This is a genomic window from Vallitaleaceae bacterium 9-2, from assembly GCA_038396585.1.
Classification (GTDB): domain Bacteria; phylum Bacillota; class Clostridia; order Lachnospirales; family Vallitaleaceae; genus UBA1351.
Genome location: CP121691.1, coordinates 970,946 through 994,696 on the forward strand (window position 1 = coordinate 970,946; position 23,751 = coordinate 994,696).

Sequence of the window (23,751 nt, forward strand, 5' to 3'; positions counted from 1 at the left end):
CTTGCATTATATGGAGCAAAATAGTAGAATGGTACTTGAATAAAGTGGTAATGTGCAATGGGTTGAGTATAATGGGAAAACTTATAAGGGAAGATTCTCTATTTTTTTATAATAATAAGCGCATAACCATAACTGTGGTATGTGTTTTTTTGTTGTCTGGGAGAGATAAGAGCTGAATGAATAATTAATAAAGGGGAGCTATAGTATTATGATATTAAACATTGATCAACGTAAAATTGTCGATAGTGATGTAACAGGAAATATGCTTATTCGTGGTGTGGCGGGAAGTGGAAAAACCACCGTTGCAGTTCATAGAATACCGATTCTATTGGATTATCATACAAAAGAAAAGGATAAGGTTCTCTTGATAACATATAACCGTTCCTTAATCCACTATGTCAATTATTTATATGAAAAAATGGATCGACAAACGACGCTGCTTGATTTGTCCGATAAGGAAGAACGATTAGAGATTAAGACCATTGACTCAATCATTCGAAGTCTGTTTAATCAATTAAAGATAAAACATAAAAATAATCCCATTCCCTCAATGCATGAACAATTTAATACAATAAACTATGTTTTGGATAAACTTCAAGATAAGTATAAAGAGATTCCGTGGTTTAACACGCAAAATTCGAGATTCATACTTAATGAAATCGATTGGATTAAAGCCTGTGACTACGATAGTATAAAAGCTTATCAAGAAGCTGATAGAACAGGCCGAGCCGCTTACATGAAAGAAATTAAAGACACACAAGGCGTTCAACGAATTAAGAAAAATAGTATTCAAAGAGAAGCTATTTATGAATGCTATCAGTTTTATAATAACATCATGTATAAAAAGGGCTTTTTTGATTTTGGAGATATGGCAAAAATGGTAAAGGATCATTTTGAAGAAATTAATACGGATAAGTACGTGCACATACTTATAGATGAAGCACAAGACCTGTCAAAATTACAACTTGATATAATCAAGAGATTATATGATGAACAAGACTATAGCTCGGCAACCTTTATCACAGATACTTCTCAGAGTATTTATGAAAAATCGTGGTTGAGTTATCATGCTTTTACTACTGTAGGCTTTAATATGGCAGGTCGCTCGCGCATCCTAAGCAAAAACTATCGAACCACGAAACAAGTGGCAATGGCGGCATATAGTTTGACAGAAAAAGATGATGCAATTACTTCAAATGAGTTATACGTGAAGCCTCTGGTGGTTGAACGCGAAGGAAGTTTTCCGGTCTATCGAAATTTTGAAAATGATGAAGAAGAACTTAACTATATCTCCAGCGTGATTAAGAAGAAAAGCTCTAAGTATGACTTGCGGGATATGGTTATCATAGCACGTAATAAAAAGCAGTTAGAGATTGCTAAAGATTATTTGATTCGTCAAGGTATTGACTCCAAAATCTATTCAGATAAAGTATCCTTTGATGAAGAGGTAGTAAAATTATTTACTATGCATTCAATTAAAGGTTTAGAATTTAAGTTGGTTTTTATTATTGGCTTGAATGAAGGAATTATTCCCTATTCTAGTCCGTGTGAAGCAGATGACAATAATAACAGCGAAATACAAGACAGAAAATTATTGTATGTTGGGATGACCAGAGCTGAAGAAAAACTCTATATGACCTCGAGTGGAAAAGCGTCAAAGTTTATAAAAGATATTAATCCCGAATACCTTATTACCAATGATGAAGAACCCTTTGAAAATATTACAAAATTACCTGAAAATCGATATTTGTTTACAGAAAAGATTATTGAAATACATAGCAAAGAGGAAACTGTAAGACAAGGTATTCTTCAAAATCTCATAGATATACTAGGATATCCATTAAGTTGCATCGATATTGAAGTTCCCGTGCAACAATATTCTCAAAAAGGTTATGCAGATATTGTCCTCTACAAATCTCAATCAAAAGAGAAACCCTTAGTTGTCATTGAATGTAAGGCTCAAGATGTTGAAATCGAAGCATTAAAGGACCAATTATTTGACTATATGAAAGCATTGCCTAGTGTAAGATTTGGCATGATGACAAATGGAGTAAAGCATTATTTTTATGAGAAAAGTGGAATGAAAATGTTGGACCGTGCTATGGTGCCATCTTATGATAACTTAGTCAACACCATAGATAAAGTCTTTGTCTATAAGAATATGGTCAATAATAGAGAGTTTAAATATATCGTTAATGGATATGATAATAAAAACATATCAATAAAGTATATGGATGAAGAGGGTGTGTTGCCTATTGGAGACTATCGGGATATAGGAATAATGGGAAAAGTATCCGCCGGTTTGCTCAAGACGATGGATCAATCTATAGATAGTATATCAAGGCATATCCCATTGCCATCAGAGTGGTTTTCAAATAGTTACGATTATCTCATGCTTAAAGTTGATGGGGATAGTATGATTCAGGCAGGAATAGAGCCTAGGGACCATGTTGTCGTCAGAAGGCAAGCGGATGTTGAAAACTATGATATTGCCGTTGCTGTTGTAGATGATGAAGCAACGATGAAAAAAATAGTTAAGATGGGCGACAGTATAATGTTAATGCCTGAAAACAGCAAATATGAGCCGATAATGAAAAAAGCAGATGAAATCTTCATAGCAGGTAAGATCGTTGGAGTTTTGAAGAGCTTGGGATAGAAAAAGAGGCAGAGTATGAAAAAAATCTTATTATTGGAAGATAACATTTCCTGTAGAAAACATTTGCTTAAGATAGCAGCAAGCATAAACCCTACGTTGGATTTTTTTGAAACCGGTAGTGCAAATGAAGCATATAGCTATTCAATATCAAATGATGTCAGTGTGTTTTTGCTGGATATCCAGGTAGAGGATTATTCAGGAATAGAACTAGCCAAACGCTTAAGAAGTATAAAAAAATATCAGTTTACACCGATTATCTTTATTACGGCTATGCCAACTAGACAGCTGGAGGCATTTCGCAAAATCCATTGCTATGATTACATAATAAAGCCTTTTACAGAGGAAGAAGCCGGTAAAGTCCTTAAAAAAATATTGATTGATTACATAGATCGACCTAATGAAACCAAAAACCTAGCATTAAAGTTCAAGAATTTTACTCAAATGATTCCTATGAATGATATTTTGTATGTAGAGTATGTGAATAGAAGAATCATCATCATAACCAAAGAGGAAAAAATAAAATATATGCATATGTCGATGAAAAAATTCAAGCAATTATTAGATGAAGATTTTTTCATGCAAGTACACCAATCCGTTATTATTAATTCAAATTATGTTGAAAAAATAGAGTTCGACGCAAAAAGTATAAAACTATATAGTGTAGAAGAAGAAATTCCAATAGGACGAAGCTATCTAAAAGAAGTGAGAGGTAGATTTGATGACTTATATTGAGACGTTAATCTTATCTTTTTTTGACATGCTTATGTTGACGTACATCATTGTCATTTTAAAAGCTTCATTGAAGAAAATAGATGTCATTAAAGGTTGTTGTGGAGTACTTGTCGGGACGGCATTAATAGGCACGGTGATTTACTTTGTCAGTAATCAGGTGGTTTCTTTTACGGTTAATATTATAATTGCGTTTGTTTTAATTCAAATTATTATGAGAAGTGATTTAAAGCGTATTACGATTACTTATGTATATAGCCTGACGATTTTATGTACAGTTCAACTTCTGACAACCATTGCATATCAGTTGATAAAAGGAAGTTGGGATTACACATTTGTCAGTAGTTTGATAACACAGCTAATAACGGCAGTTATGACTATAGTTATATTAAAAATCTTGCCGATTAATCAATTTTATCATAGCCTTATTAAAGAAAATAAATGGATGCAGATTGTTGTCACTAACGTTTTTTTCGTATATTATGTGTTAGTTATATTATGGAATACAGATTTATATGGGCTGCTTGATAGTATTTTAGGCATACTTATCCTTGTCGTTATTATATTACTTATCAACACGTTAATGATTACTCATGGGATATCTAATCAGATATTATCAGAAAAGATAAAGATGTATGATATGTATTTTCCTGTAATAGAAGATATCATTGAAGAAGTGCGAACAAAGCAACATGATTATCATAATCATATTCAAACTTTATATGCTTTAAAGTCCATGGAGCACTTACCTAATGCCTTTGAGGAATACTTACAAACAATAAAAGCTGATGATATTTGGATGAAGCTTATTCGATTGGATAATAAAGTATTGATGGCGTTTTTATATAGTAAATTTTTACATGCTCAAAAAGATAAAATTAATGTGGAGTTTAAAATTCAGAATTACTTTTTTAACTCTGAACTTCAAGATTATGAACTTATAGAAATTTTTGGGATTCTTATGGACAATTCAATTGAGGCAACTCTTGAAGTCGAAGCAAGAGGATGTGAAATACTTATAGGATATGAAGAGGGGTTAAATATTATTCAAACACGCAATCAAGCGACAGCTATGCTAAACGATAGATTGATAAAAACGTTGAAAAGCGAAAGGAAGCGTCATATTAAAGATAAAACAGGGTATGGGCTTCAAAAATTAACCACTATTGTCAACCGCTATAAGGGACAGATTAAGATAAAATATAACAAAAAAGACCAAGAAATAATTTGTCGAGTAGAGATACCTGATAGTAGTAATTAAAAACTCGTTAAACTATTGACAAGCTCAAAATCTGTGTTAAAATTATACTAGATGAACGTTCAGCTAGTATAAAAAAGCGCATAAAAGGAGAATGATTGATGAGAGCATTATATATGCCACAATTAAATAAAATTGAGCTTAAAGATGTAGAAAAACCACAGCTAAAAAATTCGACAGATGTGATTATTAAAGTGACTTCAACAACCATCTGCGGGAGTGATATTCATATTGTAAATGGAGTTATTCCTACGCAACCGGGCTTTGTATTGGGACATGAGTATGTAGGGATTATCGAAGAAGTTGGAGACGACGTGAAGAACTTTCGGGTGGGGGACCGAGTGATAGGACCACCAGCTCCATTTTGCGGGGAATGTGGTCCTTGCGAAAAAGGAAATGTAGCCCATTGTCTCCATGGAGGAATTCATGGCAGTGGGGTAACCCGCGGCGATATTCCTGGAACTCATGCTGAGTACACGCGTGTACCTCATGGAGATTCGTGTCTTCTTCATGTTCCGCAGCACTTATCGGATGAGGAAGTTATCTTTATCTCCGATATCGTTGCAACTGGATACACAGGAATTCACAAGATGAATTTACAAGAAGGAGAGACACTGCTTGTGTTTGGGTGTGGACCGGTTGGTTTATCAGCAGTGCTTACCGCTAAGTTTAGAAAACCTAAGAACATTATTGTTGTTGAAAAATCCGAACAACGTCTTCAAAAAGCAATGGAACTAGGAGCGACACATGGATTGCTAGTTGGTCGTGATAATGTTGAAGAAGAAGTGGCAAAGATCACAGGAGGCGTCGGTGTAGATGTCGTGATTGATGCTGTGGGTCTAGCCATCACTTTAGAACAAGGATTTAATGCATTAACGGTTGAAGGGCGCCTGTTTATGGTTGGTATTCCTGAAGCCCCAGTGGCTATTCATCCGTTACATTTTTTCAAGAATATTACCTTTAGTATGGGCTTAGGCGATTTGACAAAAATCGAAGAATTGCTAGGCTATGTGGCAAATGGTGAACTTGATTTAAAACCTTTAATCAGCCATCAGATGTCTCTTGATGATGTAGAAGCAGCCTTTGATTTGTTTGCCAATAATCCTAATGAAGTGTTGAAAATAATCATAAAACCATAAATCACTGTACGTTAATCTCCCCTTCCGCTATAATGTAAGTAATACGACGGAAGGGGATTAGTTTATCCATGAGTAAAAAAAGAGATGCAGAAGCATCGATTAAAAAAATCTTAGATGCGGCGAAGATTATTTTTGCCAAAAAAGGATATCACCGAACAACGCTATCCGAGATCGGCGAAAAAAGTGGCTTATCGAGAACGACGCCTTCATATTTTTTCAAAAATAAAGAAAATCTATACAAGACGCTGATTGACAGTCTGATTGAAGATGAAAAAAACTATGTGAGCAACTTGACATTTGAAGGTGAAGTGACCATAGAGGCGCTAAAAGACTTATTATCCAGGCATATAGGCTATACTTTTGAGAATCCATATTTAAGTAAAATTATTATATGGGAATCCTTAGATGATAACCGCCAAGATTGGATTCACAGTTATTTTCCTGACGTGATGCATTGGAGTCATATCTATTTGGAACAAGCCAAAAAACAAGGGTTGCTTCATGAGGAAATCGATACATATTCTTTATGGTTAAATGCCATGGCGATGGCGTGGTTACCAATCATTACAGAACATACGTTTATGCACTCTATTCATAGAGACATCAGTTCCCCGGAATTTCTTGCCTTTCATAAGCGACAAGTAGAGATATTGATTTTTGAGTCTATCCTAAAGAAAGAGTAAAAGTAGGTTTGTTCATAGAGAGGATGGTCTAAATGAAAGAATTTAGTGATCGAATCAAAGCGGCTGAGGCTATTGTGTTTTTTGGAGGTGCAGGAGTATCAACAGAGAGTGATATCCCTGATTTTAGAAGTGAACATGGAATATATAAAACTGTTCAGGAGTATGGTGTGTCACCGGAACAGATTATATCGCACACATATTTTCATAAGCATCCAGAAGTGTTTTATGATTTCTATCGTAAGTATATGATTTTTAAAGATGCAAAACCTAATGCAGCCCATAATACATTGGCAAAGCTTGAAGCTATGGGAAAGTTAAAGGCTGTTATAACACAAAATATTGATGGATTGCATCAAATGGCAGGGAGTCAAACAGTATATGAACTCCATGGATCCATTCATCGTAACTATTGCACCCATTGCCATGCATTCTATGATATGACCACGATGGTAGAAGCGGGTGGAGTGCCGTTATGCACATTGTGCGGGAATGTGATTAAACCGGATGTTGTTTTATATGAAGAACCTTTAGATGAACAGGTATTATCAAAAAGTATCGAAGCAATTCGCACGGCAGATATGCTGATTGTTGGCGGGACGTCTTTGAGGGTATATCCAGCAGCTGGGTTGATTAATTATTATCAAGGCAACAACTTAGTCTTGATTAATAAGGAAGAGACCCCTTATGATGCGAAGGTTGATTTATGTGTTCGAGGAAGTATCGGTGAGATTTTGCGTGAAACGATTGAGGAAATAGACCTATAAAATGTAGCACTCGCTTTTATTGTGATATAATTAAGATATTCAATTATCTAAAAGCAATGAAAGGAGATGCGTTATGAGTGAACAAGGAAGATGCCCCGTAACAGGAGCGACAGGAACTCGACCCACGAGAGGTACGACAAATAAAGACTGGTGGCCCGAACAGCTAAATCTCAAGATTTTACAACTGCATTCAGAAAAAGTGAACCCAATGGACAAGGATTTTTGTTATGCAGATGCGTTTAAACACTTAGACTATGAAAGTTTAAAAAAAGATCTTTATGCTTTAATGACAGATTCTCAAGATTGGTGGCCTGCCGATTATGGTCACTACGGTGGATTGTTTATCCGTATGGCTTGGCATAGTGCGGGGACCTACAGGGCTGGTGACGGTCGAGGTGGTGGTGGAACAGGAAATCAACGGTTTGCACCCCTCAATAGTTGGCCGGATAATGTCAATCTGGATAAAGCTCGACGCCTTCTTTGGCCGATTAAGAAAAAATACGGCAAGTGCATCTCCTGGGCAGATTTGATGATTTTGGCCGGCAACTGTGCGTTAGAATCCATGGGACTAAAAACGTTTGGATTTGGGGGTGGTCGTGAAGATATATGGGAACCAGAAGATGATATCTATTGGGGAACAGAAAAGAAATGGCTCGATGATAAGCGTTACTCAGGTGATAGAGACTTGGAAAATCCATTGGCTGCAGTCCAGATGGGATTGATATATGTGAATCCTGAAGGACCTAATGGCGAACCCAATGCGGTTGCTTCAGGACAAGATGTGCGTGAGACGTTTGCACGTATGGCGATGAATGATGAAGAAACTGTAGCTCTGGTGGCTGGTGGACATACTTTTGGAAAATGCCATGGAGCAGCCAGCCCCAGTCATGTAGGACCAGAACCTGAAGCTGGCGAACTTGAAGAGATGGGATTAGGCTGGAAAAATAGTTATGGTGATGGTAAAGGGGATAGTACAATCTCGAGTGGGATTGAAGGACCGTGGAATTCAACGCCGACAAAGTGGGATATGGGGTATTTTGAGACCTTGTTCGCTTATGATTGGAATCTTGTCAAAAGTCCGGCAGGAGCCTGGCAGTGGGTGCCGTCTGATCCAAAAGCTCATAATATCCCAAGTGCCCAAGGAGGATATAAGCAACCCCCGATTATGACGACGGCAGATATGTCCTTGCGTATGGATCCTGTCTATAAACCCATATCTAAATATTTTTATGAACATCCCGAAGCTTTTGAAGCTGCATTTTCTCGTGCGTGGTTTAAGCTGACCCATAGAGATATGGGACCGAAGTCTAGGTACCTAGGTCCGGAAGTGCCAGAGGAAGACCTTATTTGGCAAGACCCGATTCCGGTAGCGGATTATGAAGGAATTGAAGTTGATGATGTGGATATCTTAAAAGCGAAGATTCTATCAAGTGGACTTAAGGTAGGTCAGCTAATTAAGACAGCATGGGCATCAGCATCGACATTTAGAGGTTCGGATTATCGTGGTGGAGCCAATGGGGCAAGACTGTTGCTAGAACCTCAGAAAAGCTGGCGTGTGAATCAATCAGAGGACTTGGAACAGGTGATTGATGTCTTAAGAAGTATAAAAGAAGAGTTTGATAGGTCACATGCGACCAAAAAAGTTTCCATGGCGGACCTGATTGTTTTAGGTGGATGTGTTGCTGTTGAGATAGCAGCTGAAAAGGCGGGATTAAACAAAGAGGTGCCTTTTGTTCCGGGAAGAACAGATGCGACCCAAGAACAAACGGATGTTGAAACATTTAACCTGCTAGAACCCAAGGCGGATGGATTCATCAATTTTGTTGAAAATCCTAAGATGAGATGTCCAGAAGAAGTGTTGATTGATAAAGCACAATTGCTTAAATTAACTGCTCCGGAAATGACAGTACTCGTTGCAGGACTAAGAGTACTTGGAGCAAACTTTGAGGACGCACCTTTTGGTGTTTTGACAGAGCGTATTGGTACGTTGACTAATGATTTTTTTGTGAATTTGTTAGATATGGGAACGGTTTGGAAGCCCTTGAATGAAGAAAAAACGTTGTTTGAAGGTTTGGATCGGACCACAGAAGAGAGAAAATGGATGGCGTCACGGGTGGATTTGATTTTTGGTTCCCATGCACAGCTGCGAGCTTTTTGTGAAGTCTATGCTAGCGATGATGGTCATGAAAAGTTTGTGAATGATTTTATAAAGGTATGGGATAAAGTCATGATGGCGGACCGCTTTGATGTTTGCTAAAGGTACATGAAAAGCTAGGTGAACTTGACAGTTACAGGATAAGGGTATATTATATACGCGATTGATCAAAAGAATGTAATGTAAGGAGAACATGATGAATAATTTACCTAATTGTCCAAAATGCAACTCAGAGTATACCTATGAAGACGGAATGCTTATGGTATGTCCGGAGTGTGCTTACGAATGGTCTTTGACAGCATCAGAAGAAGCGGATGATGCGATTAAAGATGCGAAGGGCAATCTGCTTAGTGATGGAGATGCGGTGACCGTCATACGGGATCTGAAAGTTAAAGGAAGCTCATCTGCAATTAAACAAGGGACAAAAGTAAAAAGTATACGCCTTGTTCCAGATGCACCAGATGGACATAATATTGATTGTAAAATCGATGGTTTTGGCGCGATGAAGTTAAAGTCAGAATTCGTTAAAAAAGCATAAAAAGTTTTTGGAGGGATGAAGGTGTCAAAATTTTTAGAGCTGGATATGGAGGATCAAGAACTCATATGTAATGTTGGGAAAGCATTGTCGTCACCGATTCGTATTGAAATTTTAAAGCTGCTGTATGGAAAAAGCTTAATTATAGGTGAAATTGCCAATGCACTAGATATTCCGGCTTCGAGTGCTGCGATGCATGTTCGAACATTGGAAGCAGCTCAATTGATTCGTTTTGAAGAATTGCCGGGAACTAGGGGCAAGACAAAGCTTTGCCATCGAAAGCCCGATTTTATCAATATTAGTCTGTTAAGTAAAGACAGGAATGTGGATGAAATCGTTAGCGTTGAAATGCCTGTTGGCGCCTTTTGTTCTTGTGATGCTGTTCCAACATGTGGTTTAGCTGATATTGACGGAGTGATAGGAACAGAAGATGTCGTAAGTAGTTTTTATCTTCCGCAACGGGCGAATGCACAGTTACTATGGAGCTCGGGTGGTGTGATTACCTATCGTTTTCCAAACTTAGTGCCAAAAAAATACACACCTAAGCGGCTAAATCTAACGATGGAGATATGTTCTGAGGCTCCAAACTATCGGTTGGGTTGGAAGTCGGATATTACACTTTGGGTTAATGGAATTGACTGCGGATATTGGCAAAGTCCAAGTGACTATGGTGCTAGACGTGGTCGATTAAATCCGGCAAAATGGCCGGATGGCTCTACACAATATGGTGTCTTAGTGAGTTGGGAAGTCAATGAAAATGGCATATACATTAATAACGAACATATTCGTTCTTTAGATTTTGAAGCACTTAATATTATGGAGCAAGAATATATAGAAATCAAAATTGGCAATAAAGCCGATGCGCAATATGTGGGTGGATTTAATATCTTCGGAAAAAGATTCGGTGACTATGCGCAAGATTTGATTTTAAGTATTGAGTATTAAAAAGAGCCTAGTGAAAGCTGGGCTCTTTTTTTAGAATATTATAACAATAAAATTGTTGTAAAAATAAATAAAAAGAAAATAATAGGTGAAAAAATGTTGTAAAAGCATAAAAAGATTAAAGATGTACTTGACTTAATTGTATAATTATACTAATGTATAAAATATAAAAACAATATTATTGTTTATATATGCCGGCGATATAGGTCACTTGTCAATATCATACAATGTAAATAAAGGGAGGACAACATGAAGAAAAAAAGTATGTTTTTTTTAGTAATAGTATTCGTTATGTTATTCATCGTAGGTTGTGGGTCACAAAGCAATGATACAAATGCGTCAGGGAATGATTCGAGTGTTGATAGTGGAACGTCAGAATCAGATACATCCAAGACGCAAGATGAAACCTCAGAAAATGATGCTGATGTAAATGAGGACGGGACGGTTAATAATCCTGAAAATGTAGAAATAAAAGAAGGTAATCTAGTTTTTTGGTCTTTGTTTAGCGGTGGTGACGGCGGATTTATGGATGAGATTATCACAGACTATAATGCCACGCAACCAACTATGCAGGTGCAACCTATTATGCTGGTATGGGCTGATTACTATACAAAGCTTCAAACCGCAGTGGCGGCAGGAAAAGGGCCGGATATTGGAGTGGCACATGCATCGAAACTACCTGAGTTAGTAGAACAAGGCGCAGTAGTTCCTATTGATAGCTATCTAGAAGATATAGGTATCTCGATGTCAGATTTATACACACAAGGGTCTATCAACAGTGTGACCTTTAGCGAGCAGACATATGGCGTTCCATTAGATACACATGCAGAGATTATGTATTATAACAGAGATATCTTAGCCGAAGCAGGCGTTGAGTTAAACGCGGAAGGTAAGTTGGATATTCAAAGTGCTGATGCATTCCTTGCCATCTTAGATAAGATAAAAGCGGTTATTCCAGAAGGTTCTTCAGCCCTTGCGCTGACAAATTCAGGAGATGATCCATATCGTGTTTGGTGGGCGACCTATTTTCAAATGAACGGAACAGCAATACTTAGTGCTGATGCAACAGAAGTGACCTTAGATAAGAATGTTGCTATGGAAGCGGCAGAATTTGTTAAACGTTTGTATGAAGAAGGATATGTTCTTGAAGGTATCGATGACCATCAAGCCTTTTTCCAAAGTGGAAAAGCGGGGATTTTGTTTGGAGGAACATGGGCAACAGGAGCGTTTGAAAAAACAGATGGCTTAAACTTTGGTGCGCAAAACTTTCCAAAGCTATTTGACCAAGATGCGTGCTGGGCAGATGCGCATATAATGATGATTCCGTATTCAAAAGAACGCACAGATGAAGAAACCCTTGAAGCGGTTAGATTTATCGTTGCAGCAGCATCGGATGGAGGCGTAACATGGGCAAAGTCCGGTCAGATTCCATCCAATATTAATGTCGTCAATAGTCAAGAATATGCAGAGCTTGATTATCGAAGTGACTACAAAAATGCTTTGAATACAGCAGTGCTTCCGCCTCAAAGCTCAAGTTTTTATGCGATGAAAGCAGGGATGATTGATTCGCTTAATGCATACTGGACAGGGCAAAGTGATGTTGAGACAGCAATCAATGATTTATATAGTGAACTTGCATCAAACATATTCTAAATAAAACGATAAGGGAGTTTTATGCTCCCTTATTCTTTTAGAAAAGGAGCATAAGAATGGAGATTAAAAAGAAAAAAATCAGAGCTTATCTGACGCCTATAGGATTTATATTTCCTTTTTTTGCACTATATACTGTTTTTACCATATGGCCCGTTGTTCAAGGTATATATGTTAGCTTTCATCGATGGAGTTTGATGGGGAAGTTAGGTTTTGTTGGCTTTGAAAATTACTCGCGCTTTTTAGGGGATAAAAATTTTATAGGAGCGCTAAGCAATACGTTAAAATTCGTTATAATCACAGCACCTGCATTGGTAGTAGTAGCACTTGTTTTAGCTTTATTAGCTAATCGGGAATCGCGATTAAAAAAAATTCTTCGTATCAGTTATTATTTACCTAGTGTGTTGTCCGTTGCAGTGGCCTCGTTTATTGCACAATATATGTTTGCACCGTACCGAGGTTTTATTAATGGTTTTTTACATGCGATAGGTTCTTTGCCTGCAAATCAAGAGCTGCAATGGCTACAAGACCCTAGCTTGGTTTGGGTGACGATTACATCAATGACTGTATGGTGGACCGTTGGATTTAGTATGATGCTTTACTTGTCAGCATTACAAGACATCTCACCGCAAGTTTTGGAATCTGCAGAAATCGATGGTGCAAATGGCCGACAACGTTTGTTTTTTATTGTTATTCCCTTGTTAAAACCTACTACCTACTTGGTGTCATTGCTACAGCTTATTGCGTGTTTTAAAGTGTTTGGACAAATTTATCTCATAACAGGTGGAGGACCGGCTTCTTCAACACGTCCCATGATTCAATATATTTATGAGACCGCATTTACAAAAGGGCGAATGGGTTATGCAGCATCGATGTCGTATGTTCTTTTCGCGATTTTGGTCCTTTTGTCTCTTGTTCAGCAAATTATGCAAAAAAGGAGTGAAAAGGTATGATGCAATCATCAGGCATAAAAAAAAGACGTGTTGGAAATACGGCGTTGACAATAGTTTCAGGTGTGTTTGCACTGGTATTTTTGGCACCTATACTTTGGTCGTTAGCGGTGTCTTTTCAGATAGAGGGAAGGCAAATCCTAAGTGTGTGGGACTGGTTTAAACCACCATATACATTGCAAAATTATCCGGAGATTATTCTTAATAGTGAAGTACCGCTTTGGATGTTTAATAGCTTGTTTATTGCAGTTGTTGCGACAGTACTTACAGTATTTTTGTCGGCGATGGCAGCCTATGCAATTGCAAAAATTGAATTTAAAGGAAGTCGTTTGCTATTATTTTATTTTTTGCTGGGGCTAATGGTGCCTGGAGAAGCAACGATTGTTCCCCTATTTATAACCGTCAATGGGTTTGATTTAATTGATACATATCCTGGGTTGATTTTTCCTGCGATTGCAGGCTCTATGAATTTAATCATCATGGTTACATTTTTACGCAATATACCGAACGAATTAATTGAAGCAGTTAAAATAGATGGAGGCAACCATATGACCATTTTCTTTAAGATTGTATTGCCTTTATCAAAAGCTGTTTTGTCGACAGTAAGCATTTTTGCATTTATAGGAAGTTGGAATAATTATTTGTGGCCATTGCTATGTGCAATGAGCAGCTCAAAATTTACGCTTCCAATTGGAATACCAACGTTTGCAGGTACATACACCGTTGATTATGTGAAACCATTGACGGCTAACATGGTGGCATCCATACCAATGATTGTATTGTATATCATTTTTGAAAAACAAATTGTTCAGGGAATTACAATGACTGGAGTTAAAGGGTAGAAAATCTACGAACTAAAATATTATTACGGAGGAACGATTATGAAGACGTATATCAAAGATTATCCTAGACCACAAATGGTTAGACCACAGTGGGAGTGTTTGAACGGAGAATGGCTGTTTGCTTTTGATGATCAAAATATAGGTGAGCAAGAGGGGTGGAATCATGGCTTATCCAGTGATTTAAAGATTGTGGTACCTTTTACATATGAAACTCAATTGAGTGGTATTAACGCGCAAGAGCCTCATGAAGTGGTTTGGTATCAACGCAGCATATATTCAAAAGAACAAAAGCCAAGGCAGCGACAGCTATTGCACTTTGAAGGGAGCGACTATATTACAAAGGTGTGGGTCAACGGGCAATTTATTGGCAAGCATCAGGGCGGATATGCGAGGTTTTCATTTGATATTACCCACGCACTCCAGGAAGGGGAGAATATTCTTGTAGTAAAAGTTGAAGATACATATGATGTTCGTCAACCTCGTGGTAAGCAGCGATGGAAAAAATACAATTATGGATGTTGGTATGTTCAAACGACAGGGATTTGGAAAACGGTATGGTTGGAGAGTGTGTCCAGTGAACATATTAAAAAAACAAAAATCACACCGGACCTAGAAAAAAAAGAGATTGAACTTGAAGTTGAGTTTATTAAAGGAGAAGAACCGCTAAGAATAGAGACGCGTATAGAATTTGACGGTGTTTTGGTTAATACATCTTCCGCTCAAGTTTTTGATAATTATATAACCCTGCATTTGAATGTGCTATCTCTTGAGGTGAGTGAATGGGGAATAAAGACATGGTCGCCGAATGAACCTAACTTATACGACTTAAATATTCGCTTGATACAAGGGGATAAGATTATTGATGAAGTCGATTCATATTTTGGTATGAGAGAGATTCGAATTGAACATAGTGAAGTACTACTTAATGGGCAGCCCCTATATCAAAGATTACTGTTAGATCAAGGGTACTGGGAAAAATCTCACTTAACGCCTCCAAGCGAAGAGGCACTAATTGAAGATATTGATAAGACGTTGGAGCTTGGTTATAATGGAGTGCGAAAACATCAAAAGACAGAAGATGAGCGATTTTTATATTGGTGTGATGTGAAGGGGCTATTGGTTTGGAGTGAGTTTCCGGCGGCATATCATTTTACAGATTATGCAGTTGAATGTATGACTGGTGAATGGATGGAGATTGTCACGCAAAACTATAATCATCCAAGTATTATTACGTGGACGCCTTTTAATGAATCATGGGGGATTGCAGATATTAAAACCAATACAACGCAGCAAAAATTCACAGAGGCTATCTACTACTTTACAAAAACACTTGACCCTTACAGACCGGTGATTGTGAATGATGGTTGGGAACACACGATTTCAGATATTATTACGTTACATGATTACGAAGAATCAGGAGAAGTGTTTTATAATCGTTACAACGAATACAAGCAGGAAATTCTCGAAAATCGTACGTACCATAGTCGACATAAATCAGCGTTTGCTAATGGATATGGCTACAAAGGACAGCCGGTTTTAATTAGTGAGTATGGGGGGATTGCCTTCGATAATGACGAAAAGGGATGGGGATATGGCAACAAAGTAGCAACAGAAAAAGACTTCATTCAACGCTTTGAAGAAATAACAGAAGCGATAAAAAAGACACCTTACATATGTGGTTTTTGTTATACGCAACTTTCAGATGTGCAGCAAGAAATCAATGGATTAATGGACATCAAAAGAAACTTTAAGGTCGATCCGCAGCGAATTAGCGAAATAAATAAGCGGCAGACAGGGTATTGGAGAATGGATAATTATTAATAACAAAAATTAAAAGCGGTGTGCATTGAATATGCACCCGTTTTTTTATGTGATGTTTTTGTCTTTTTGTGGGATTGTTGAAATAGAAGACTAGGCGTAAGATTAAAGATGTTAATATCAATGAATATAGAGGAGGTTTTGTAATGAAAAAGTTATTATCTATGTTTTTAGTTGTTGCGTTAATCTTTAGTTTAACTGCATGCGGTAGTGAAGAGGCAGGGGAAGATCAAGGGGCAACAACATCGGGGGAAACAGAGCAAGCAGAAGAGACGACCAACGAACAAGACCAAGAGATGACAGAGAAAAAAGATCTTAAACTCACAGTATATGCAGGACTTCAAGAAGACCACGCTGCATTAGCTGTCAAAGAATTTGAAAAAGCAACAGGGGTTAAGACAGAGATGGTTCGTATGAGTGGTGGAGAAATTTTTGCACGTATCAAAGCAGAAAAAGATAATCCATCAGCTAGTATATGGTATGGTGGTGGAGCGTTAACATTTATGGCGGCAGATAATGAAGGGCTGCTTGAGGAATATAGCTCTCCGGAAAGTGAAAATATTGATGATCAGTTTAAAGACGCTGAAGGAGCTTGGACAGGTATTTATACAGGTATTCTTGGAATAGAAGGGAATCAAGCATGGCTTGAAGACAATAATCTTGAGCTTCCGACAACATGGGATGAACTATTAAAACCTGAATTTAAAGGCAATATTGTTATCGCACATCCAGCGTCTTCGAGTACGGCGTATAACTTTTTAGCGACTATTTTACAGTTAAAAGGGGAAGAAGAAGGATTTGCATATCTTCAAAAATTTAATGAGCAAGTCAGACAATACACAAAATCAGGAAGTGCACCTGGACGAATGGCAGGTCTTGGTGAAGCGCCGATTGCTATCGGGTTTTTACATGATGCGATTAAATATCAAGAAGAAGGATATAAGGATTTGATCTTTACAGCGCCAGAAGATGGAACAGGTTATGAAATCGGTGCTGTTGGAATTATTAAAGGTGGACCGGACCAAGAGGCAGCTAGAATGTTTGTGGATTGGAGTTTGTCAAAAGAAGCGCAAGAGTTAGGTAAAACTGTTGGTTCGTTCCAATTCTTAACCAACAATACTGCGGAACCGCCAGAACAAGCAAAATCACTTAAAGGTGCTAACCTCATCGACTATAAGTTTCAATGGGCAGCAGATAACCGAGAAGAATTTTTAGAAAAATTTATTGAACTGACAAAAAGTGAACCACCAACAGAATAGTAAGCTTGTTGCACCCTATCTGCAAGGCTTGATAGGGTGCAACCTTTAAGGAGGATTATTTTGAAAAAAAATACGAAGGTGGAAAAAACATATGGACTTCGCCTTGCGGCAGAAGTGAAAAATATGCGAAAAGTCTTTACAGATCCTATTCTTGTGGTGAGCATTCTCATTGTACTAGCGGTAGTTACCTTGTTCATCGTTATGCCGTTAGTCAATATATTAAAAGAAAGCTTTTTAAAAGATGGACAGTTCTCACTGGAACACTATAAAAAGATTTTTCGACTTTCATATAATTTAGAGATTATATTAAATACATTAAAACTCGGAGTTACAGTCAGTATCTTATCAACCGTCATAGGATTTATTTTTGCCTATGCATCAGCCTATGTAAAGATTGCCAACAAAAAAATCATGAATGCCATTGCAATTCTACCGATTATCTCACCGCCATTTGTCATTGGGCTTTCAGCTATTTTGCTCTTTGGACGAACAGGCTTGATTACGAGAAATCTCTTGGGTATGCAAAATGCAGAAATCTATGGATTTCATGGGCTCGTTTTAGTACAGACATTAACTTTTTTTCCGGTAGCTTATTTGGTTATGGTTGGACTTTTACAACGTATCGATCCATCCGTTGAGGAAGCGGCAAGAGACCTTGGGGCTTCAAGGTGGCAAGTCTTTAAGACAGTTACGTTACCTCTTATGGCACCCGGAATTGCTAATGCCGGATTACTTGTTTTTATCCAATCGGTTGCAGACTTTGGTAATCCAATGGTTGTTGGAGGCAATTACACGACCATGGCAGTCCAAATCTATATGCAGGGGATTGGAAGCTTAGATATGAGTGGAGCGACAGCGTTAGCCATTCTTTTGTTGTTAATCTCAGTATGCGCCTTCCTTTTTCAAAAATATTATATCGGGAAGAAGACATATATTACAGTAACTGGAAAAGTATCAAGAGAACGAGTTCTTATCGATGAACCGTATATAACCAAGCCTTTATCAGCCATTGTTATTTTGATTAGTATTTTTGTCGGTATGATGTATATTCTTATTCCGATTGGATCCTTCATCAAGTTATGGGGCGTAGATTATTCGTTTACATTAAATCATTTTAAATATGTATTTAATCTGGGAATAGAACCTATTGTAGATACACTGAGCTTAGCCTTAATTGCAACACCCATTACGGGAGTGTTATCAATGGTTATTGCATATCTAATTGTTCGAAGAAAATTTATTGGACGTGGATATATTGATTTTACAACGATGCTATCGATTGCTATACCCGGTACAGTTATTGGACTAGGATATGTATTGACCTATAATAAACCACCGATTGTTTTAACAGGGACAGGGATAATCTTAATTATCGCCTTTATTATGCGTTCGATGCCGGTAGGTATTCGCTCAGGGATTGCTTCACTTCATCAAATCGATCCATCGATTGAAGAGGCTGCCAATGTTCTTGGAGCTTCAAGTAAAAAAGTGTTTACATCGATTACATTACCAATGATTCGCCCGGCATTTTTCAGTGGATTGGTATATGCTTTTTCTAGAAGTATGACACTGGTCAGTACAATTATTTTCTTAGTATCTGCAAAATACAGTCTGTTGACGGTAGCGACAATGAGCCAGATTGATCAAGGTAGAATCGGCGTTGCCAGTGTATATTCCACACTACTTATTATCATTGTTGGCACAGGGATTGCCTTGATGAAGTTTATTTTAACGAAAATGGGAGCCAGTGCAGAGGATATAAAACTATAGGAGGCAAAGATGAAAAAAGGTATTTCAATAAAAAACTTATCCAAGATATTTGTCATTGACAGTACGTCAAAAGTTGTTGCAGTCAATAAGGTTAATCTAGAAATAGAACCGGGAGAATTTGTTACGTTACTTGGACCCTCTGGTTGTGGTAAGACCACGCTTTTGCGTATGGTTGCCGGTTTTGAAACATTGACAGAAGGCGAGATATATATAGGCAAGGAAAATGTAGCGTCATTGACACCGGATAAAAGGGACACATCGCTGGTTTTCCAAAACTACGCACTGTTTCCCCATATGAATGTATACAATAATATTGCCTATGGCTTAAAGTTGAAAAAACTGCCAAAAGCTGAAATTGATCAACGGGTACAGCGTATTCTTGATTTGATGAAGATGAATGATTTTGCACATCGAGTACCATCCCAAATGTCTGGAGGGCAACAACAACGTGTGTCACTTGCCAGAGCCTTGGTAATGGAACCGGGAGTGCTGTTATTTGATGAACCTCTTTCGAATCTGGATGCAAAACTTCGGGTGCATATGCGTGATGAAATACGTAAACTACAAAAAGAAGTAGGGATTACATCCTTATATGTAACCCATGACCAATCCGAAGCTATGGGATTATCCGACAAAGTCGTTATTATGAAAGATGGTAATATTGAACAGATTGGTAGTCCACGTGAAATCTATCAACAACCCGCCAATTCTTTTGTGGCTAACTTTATCGGTAAAGCCAATATCGTTAAAGGCGTCGTTGAAGGTGAAGGTGAAGATGGAGTGTATCAAGTCAATATTATGAATGTCATGTATATGGTGAGGTCGGAGCTGAAACTACAAAAAGACCAACGGGTTCAGCTGGTTATTCGACCTGAGAGCATTATCGTTGGAAAAAAAGATTATCAGACAAAAGTAACCAAAAGTATCTTTATGGGAGAATACCATGAATATGAAAGCGACTGGTTTGGACAAAACCTACAGATTTCAGATGAAAATCCCATCGGCAAAAAAATCTATGATGTAGAGGATACCATGTGGATTGGTTTTGACGACTCTGCACTACATATTATTGAGTAACAGGAGGTGTAAGTGATGGGCGTTGGTCAAATAACGCTTCGTATTCTATTAGCGATTGTTGTCGGAGGAAGTATTGGATACGAGCGAGAAATGCGAAATCGACCGGCTGGATTTATCACACACACACTGGTATGCGTCGGTGCAACGGTTGTTTCTCTTATGCAAATGGAGATGGTTCATCAGACAATTCTACTTATTGAAGCTAATCCTGTACTTGCACAATCGATGAAGGCTGACCTTGGTCGAGTTGTTGCACAAGTGGTTACAGGTGTCGGATTCTTAGGTGCCGGAACAATTATTGTTGATAAACGTTCAGTAAAAGGGTTAACAACAGCTACAACCATATGGGTTGTAGCTTGCATTGGTTTAACCATTGGTATGGGGTATTATGCGATTGCAATTATTGCAACCGTTAGTATCTTTTTTGTGATGATTACTCTTCGTCGATTTGAGAGTATGGCAAAGGATAGGATGTACCAAGTCAAACTTACGGTTTCATATAAGGACCAAGAGTTTTTAGAAGAGCTTCTTCAATTTATCCACAAAAAGAAAGTGCAGATACGTGATATTAAGACGGATACCGAGCCTGAAAAAGGCTTGTTTCAGTGTAAGTTGATCTTGTACTTTGGGATGAGTCAAAAGAGGGAGCGGTTTTTTGAAGAGTTGGTCAGCTATGAAGAAGTGGTTTACATAAAACGGGGATAAGCGTCTTTTCGATTAGATGATGAAGGAAAAGTTGCAATTGCACATAAATGGCTATATAGTGTAATAAGGAGATGAAGTTATGAATAAACGTAAAAATTTCTTTGGAGGGCTATGGCTTTTCATAATTATTAGCTTTGTGGCTGTTGCATGTGTTGATGACGAACCAAAAGAACGAGGACTCGTCATCTATTCCCCGCATCCTATTGAATTTATTGACCCGATTATTGCAGAATTTGAAAAAGAAACGGGTATTCTTGTGGAGATTGTTCGAAATGGTACGGGAGAATTAATCTCAAAAATACAACATGAACAAGAAGAAGAAAATTATATTGGAGATGTGCTATGGGGTGGATCAATAGCTACGTTGATGAATAAAAAAGAGGTCCTGTTTGAACCCTACCAATCACAAAATGAAGCTTTTTTGCGGTTTAAAAATACGGATGGATATATGACGCGGTTTTCACTTATGCCAAGTGTTATTATGGTTAATTCTCACTTGGTTGGTCCAGGTGAAATACAAGGATATCAAGATTTGCTTAAGCCGGAGTATAAAGGGGAGATAGCTTTTGCTAATCCGGAGCTATCAGCATCTTCATATGAGCAGTTGCTTAATCAGCTATGGGCAATGGGGGATATGGAACCGGATGCTGGATGGGACTATGTAAAGGCTTTAATTGATCAACTGGATGGTCAACTTCAAAGCCGTTCGCAAGATGTCTATAATGGGGTCACAGAGGGCAAGTATAAGATTGGATTAACTTTTGAAGAACCGGCAGCTAAGTTTAAGGACAATGGAGCTCCGGTGGAACTGATTTATCCTATTGAAGGGACAATAGTCAGACCGGATAGTGTTGCCATAATTAAGCATAGTGATAAAGTGGACGAAGCGAGACAATTTATCGATTTTGTCACAAGTTATGAGATTCAAGAGCTTATCGCCACAGAGTTGAGTCGAAGACCTGTGCGACAGGATGTGGAGGCGTCGGCAACATTGTTAGATTTTGACGCTATGATTGTGATTAATGATGACCTGGATTGGTCTGCAAGCCAAAAAGAAACGCTGGTGAATCGATTCCTAAGCTTATATGAAGAGACGCTAAGTTCCAAAGAACAATAAGTCGGCAAGGATGGTGCCCATTTGAAAAAGCATATATATCGCGATGAGCTTCGCCATTTGCTAATTACATATACCATTGTTTTTATTCTCGTGAGTATAGTGCTGATGATTATTTTTGTTGGTGTTTATACTAATATTATTGTGCGTAGACAAACCGTTGAATCCAATGATGCCATTAGCGAGGTGTTAACTTATGAGATGGAAGCGTATGTTCAATTTTTGGAAAATGTGGATGCCCATTCAAGTGTTGTTCAATTATTTGAAGACGGACGTACGGAACCGATTTATGAAAGCTTATATGACTTTAATAACAGCCGCGAGATTCAAAGCGTCTTTTATATTGTAAACCCAGCCGGAGAAACAATCATCTCCAATAACAACAATAATTCACCCTATAATTCTATCGATATTTTTTTGTCGGGCATTTTTAAAGAGATGTCAGAGACAAGGGATATCGTCTTTGATAATAACAAAGTACAAATTGATTTATCAAAGCGTACGGTATATTCTCTTGGAAAAGCGATATACATAGATGATACGCTGCAAGGGTATCTTTTGTTTGAATTAATCGAGCAAGATCTTTTGAATAACATCGAAAACTTATCTGTAGATATCTTTACCATTACAGACCAATATTATAACAGCATACTAACGAACAATGCTTCAATTCTAGATGATATCGGTAAACTTACGATTGTGAAAAAATATGAAGATAAGATTACATTTAAAAATACGGATTATTATTTTTATGAAGCTCAATACTTAGAGTATAATATTCGGGTATTTACCTTTTCACAACTGAATTTTATCAATGAATTGCTGGTGACAACGTCACTTTTTATGATGTTGGCTATGATTATTGTGGTAATAATTGTTGTCAAAATCTCGGATATTTTAGCCCAAAGAAAAACAAAATCTATTCAAGAGATTATCCAGTTTATTGATATTGTCAAGGAAGGGAACTTAGATGCACGGATTGAGCTTAAAACTAACGACGAGTTTGAGATTATTGCTAATCAACTTAATCGCATGCTTGAACGCATAGGGCGCCAAGTCAAGGTGAACGAAGAACTGGGAGAGCGCAATAAGACGGCGGTTATCAAGCAGTTAGAAGCACAGTTTAATCCACACTTTATTTTTAATACATTAGAAACATTAAAATATTTAATCCAATTTGATGCGGGAAAATCGATGGAAATGATTATTCATTTTGCCAAAATCCTTAGATACAGCATTGATTATGAACAGGACAACATACAGCTAAAAGATGACCTAGATTATCTGCGAAGCTATTTGCAGATTCAAAAATATCGCTATAATAAACGACTGACATATACTATTAAATATGATGATGAATTGGCTCAGGCAATTGTACCGAAGTTAATTTTACAACCGATTGTAGAAAACTGTATTGTACATGGGTACAAAAACAAAGAAAACCTACACATTGACATTATGATTGAAGAAATCGATAAAGCCATGGTGATGTATGTAAAAGATAATGGGGATGGTATCAGTGAAGAGTCCATGCAACAGATCAAAGCCAATATACAGCAGGTAAATAATCATTCGAGTAGCATTGGCGTGAATAATGTCCACCAACGTTTGCAATTATTGTATGGTGGAAATTATGGAGTGGACATTAAGAGCGTGTTTGGAGAAGGTACTATAGTCGTTGTTCGTATTCCGATAGAAATGTAGG

19 protein-coding genes are annotated in these 23,751 nt (G+C 37.6%); all 19 read left to right on the forward strand.

Annotated elements, in window-relative coordinates; genetic code table 11:
- The first annotated feature begins 208 nt into the window (after window positions 1-208).
- The 19 genes from QBE53_04520 (at window position 209) to QBE53_04610 (ending at window position 23,750) form a co-directional block, all read left to right on the forward strand.
- The gene (locus QBE53_04520) at window positions 209-2,656 is read left to right on the forward strand and encodes a type I restriction enzyme HsdR N-terminal domain-containing protein (protein WZL82374.1); all 2,448 of its coding nucleotides are present in this window, start codon (window positions 209-211) and stop codon (window positions 2,654-2,656) included.
- 15 nt (window positions 2,657-2,671) lie between these two features.
- Entirely contained in the window at window positions 2,672-3,388 is a 717-nt protein-coding gene (locus QBE53_04525; protein ID WZL82375.1) for a LytTR family DNA-binding domain-containing protein, read from the forward strand.
- Window positions 3,375-4,646 carry a GHKL domain-containing protein gene (locus QBE53_04530; GenBank protein WZL82376.1) on the forward strand — a complete coding sequence of 424 codons (1,272 nt, stop codon included), beginning with the start codon at window positions 3,375-3,377 and terminating at the stop codon, window positions 4,644-4,646. The genes QBE53_04525 and QBE53_04530 overlap by 14 nt, the downstream gene beginning before the upstream one ends.
- 98 nt (window positions 4,647-4,744) lie before the next feature.
- The gene (locus QBE53_04535) at window positions 4,745-5,782 is read left to right on the forward strand and encodes an alcohol dehydrogenase catalytic domain-containing protein (GenBank protein ID WZL82377.1); all 1,038 of its coding nucleotides are present in this window, start codon (window positions 4,745-4,747) and stop codon (window positions 5,780-5,782) included.
- Window positions 5,783-5,850: 68 nt separating this feature from the next.
- Window positions 5,851-6,465 (forward strand): TetR/AcrR family transcriptional regulator, encoded by a 615-nt coding sequence (locus QBE53_04540; protein WZL82378.1) that lies wholly within the window; start codon window positions 5,851-5,853, stop codon window positions 6,463-6,465.
- A 32-nt stretch (window positions 6,466-6,497) separates the two neighbouring features.
- Window positions 6,498-7,229: an NAD-dependent protein deacylase gene (locus QBE53_04545; GenBank protein WZL82379.1), complete on the forward strand. Its 732-nt coding sequence runs from the start codon at window positions 6,498-6,500 to the stop codon at window positions 7,227-7,229.
- Window positions 7,230-7,302: 73 nt separating this feature from the next.
- Complete coding sequence (gene katG / locus QBE53_04550; protein WZL82380.1) at window positions 7,303-9,486, forward strand: catalase/peroxidase HPI; 2,184 nt, start codon at window positions 7,303-7,305, stop codon at window positions 9,484-9,486.
- A 94-nt stretch (window positions 9,487-9,580) separates the two neighbouring features.
- Window positions 9,581-9,922, forward strand: a complete 342-nt coding sequence (locus QBE53_04555; GenBank protein ID WZL83263.1) for a zinc ribbon domain-containing protein YjdM — start codon at window positions 9,581-9,583, stop codon at window positions 9,920-9,922.
- Window positions 9,923-9,937: 15 nt separating this feature from the next.
- Window positions 9,938-10,864: a helix-turn-helix domain-containing protein gene (locus QBE53_04560; GenBank protein ID WZL82381.1), complete on the forward strand. Its 927-nt coding sequence runs from the start codon at window positions 9,938-9,940 to the stop codon at window positions 10,862-10,864.
- 246 nt (window positions 10,865-11,110) lie between these two features.
- Window positions 11,111-12,514 (forward strand): extracellular solute-binding protein, encoded by a 1,404-nt coding sequence (locus QBE53_04565; protein ID WZL82382.1) that lies wholly within the window; start codon window positions 11,111-11,113, stop codon window positions 12,512-12,514.
- A gap of 56 nt (window positions 12,515-12,570) precedes the next feature.
- Window positions 12,571-13,464 carry a sugar ABC transporter permease gene (locus QBE53_04570; protein WZL82383.1) on the forward strand — a complete coding sequence of 298 codons (894 nt, stop codon included), beginning with the start codon at window positions 12,571-12,573 and terminating at the stop codon, window positions 13,462-13,464.
- Entirely contained in the window at window positions 13,461-14,303 is an 843-nt protein-coding gene (locus QBE53_04575) for a carbohydrate ABC transporter permease (GenBank protein WZL82384.1), read from the forward strand. Before QBE53_04570 ends, QBE53_04575 begins: the two co-directional genes overlap by 4 nt.
- 39 nt (window positions 14,304-14,342) lie before the next feature.
- Window positions 14,343-16,124, forward strand: coding sequence for a glycoside hydrolase family 2 TIM barrel-domain containing protein (locus QBE53_04580; protein ID WZL82385.1), 1,782 nt, complete (start codon window positions 14,343-14,345; stop codon window positions 16,122-16,124).
- A 143-nt stretch (window positions 16,125-16,267) separates the two neighbouring features.
- The gene (locus QBE53_04585; GenBank protein ID WZL82386.1) at window positions 16,268-17,380 is read left to right on the forward strand and encodes an ABC transporter substrate-binding protein; all 1,113 of its coding nucleotides are present in this window, start codon (window positions 16,268-16,270) and stop codon (window positions 17,378-17,380) included.
- A gap of 60 nt (window positions 17,381-17,440) precedes the next feature.
- Window positions 17,441-19,150, forward strand: a complete 1,710-nt coding sequence (locus QBE53_04590) for an iron ABC transporter permease (GenBank protein ID WZL82387.1) — start codon at window positions 17,441-17,443, stop codon at window positions 19,148-19,150.
- Between the two features lie 9 nt (window positions 19,151-19,159).
- Window positions 19,160-20,227: an ABC transporter ATP-binding protein gene (locus QBE53_04595; GenBank protein WZL82388.1), complete on the forward strand. Its 1,068-nt coding sequence runs from the start codon at window positions 19,160-19,162 to the stop codon at window positions 20,225-20,227.
- 15 nt (window positions 20,228-20,242) lie between these two features.
- The gene (locus tag QBE53_04600; protein WZL82389.1) at window positions 20,243-20,932 is read left to right on the forward strand and encodes an MgtC/SapB family protein; all 690 of its coding nucleotides are present in this window, start codon (window positions 20,243-20,245) and stop codon (window positions 20,930-20,932) included.
- Between the two features lie 79 nt (window positions 20,933-21,011).
- A complete protein-coding gene (locus tag QBE53_04605; protein ID WZL82390.1) occupies window positions 21,012-22,049 on the forward strand; it encodes an extracellular solute-binding protein in 1,038 nt (345 codons plus the stop codon).
- A 21-nt stretch (window positions 22,050-22,070) separates the two neighbouring features.
- Window positions 22,071-23,750 carry a histidine kinase gene (locus QBE53_04610; GenBank protein WZL82391.1) on the forward strand — a complete coding sequence of 560 codons (1,680 nt, stop codon included), beginning with the start codon at window positions 22,071-22,073 and terminating at the stop codon, window positions 23,748-23,750.
- Window position 23,751: the final 1 nt, after the last annotated feature.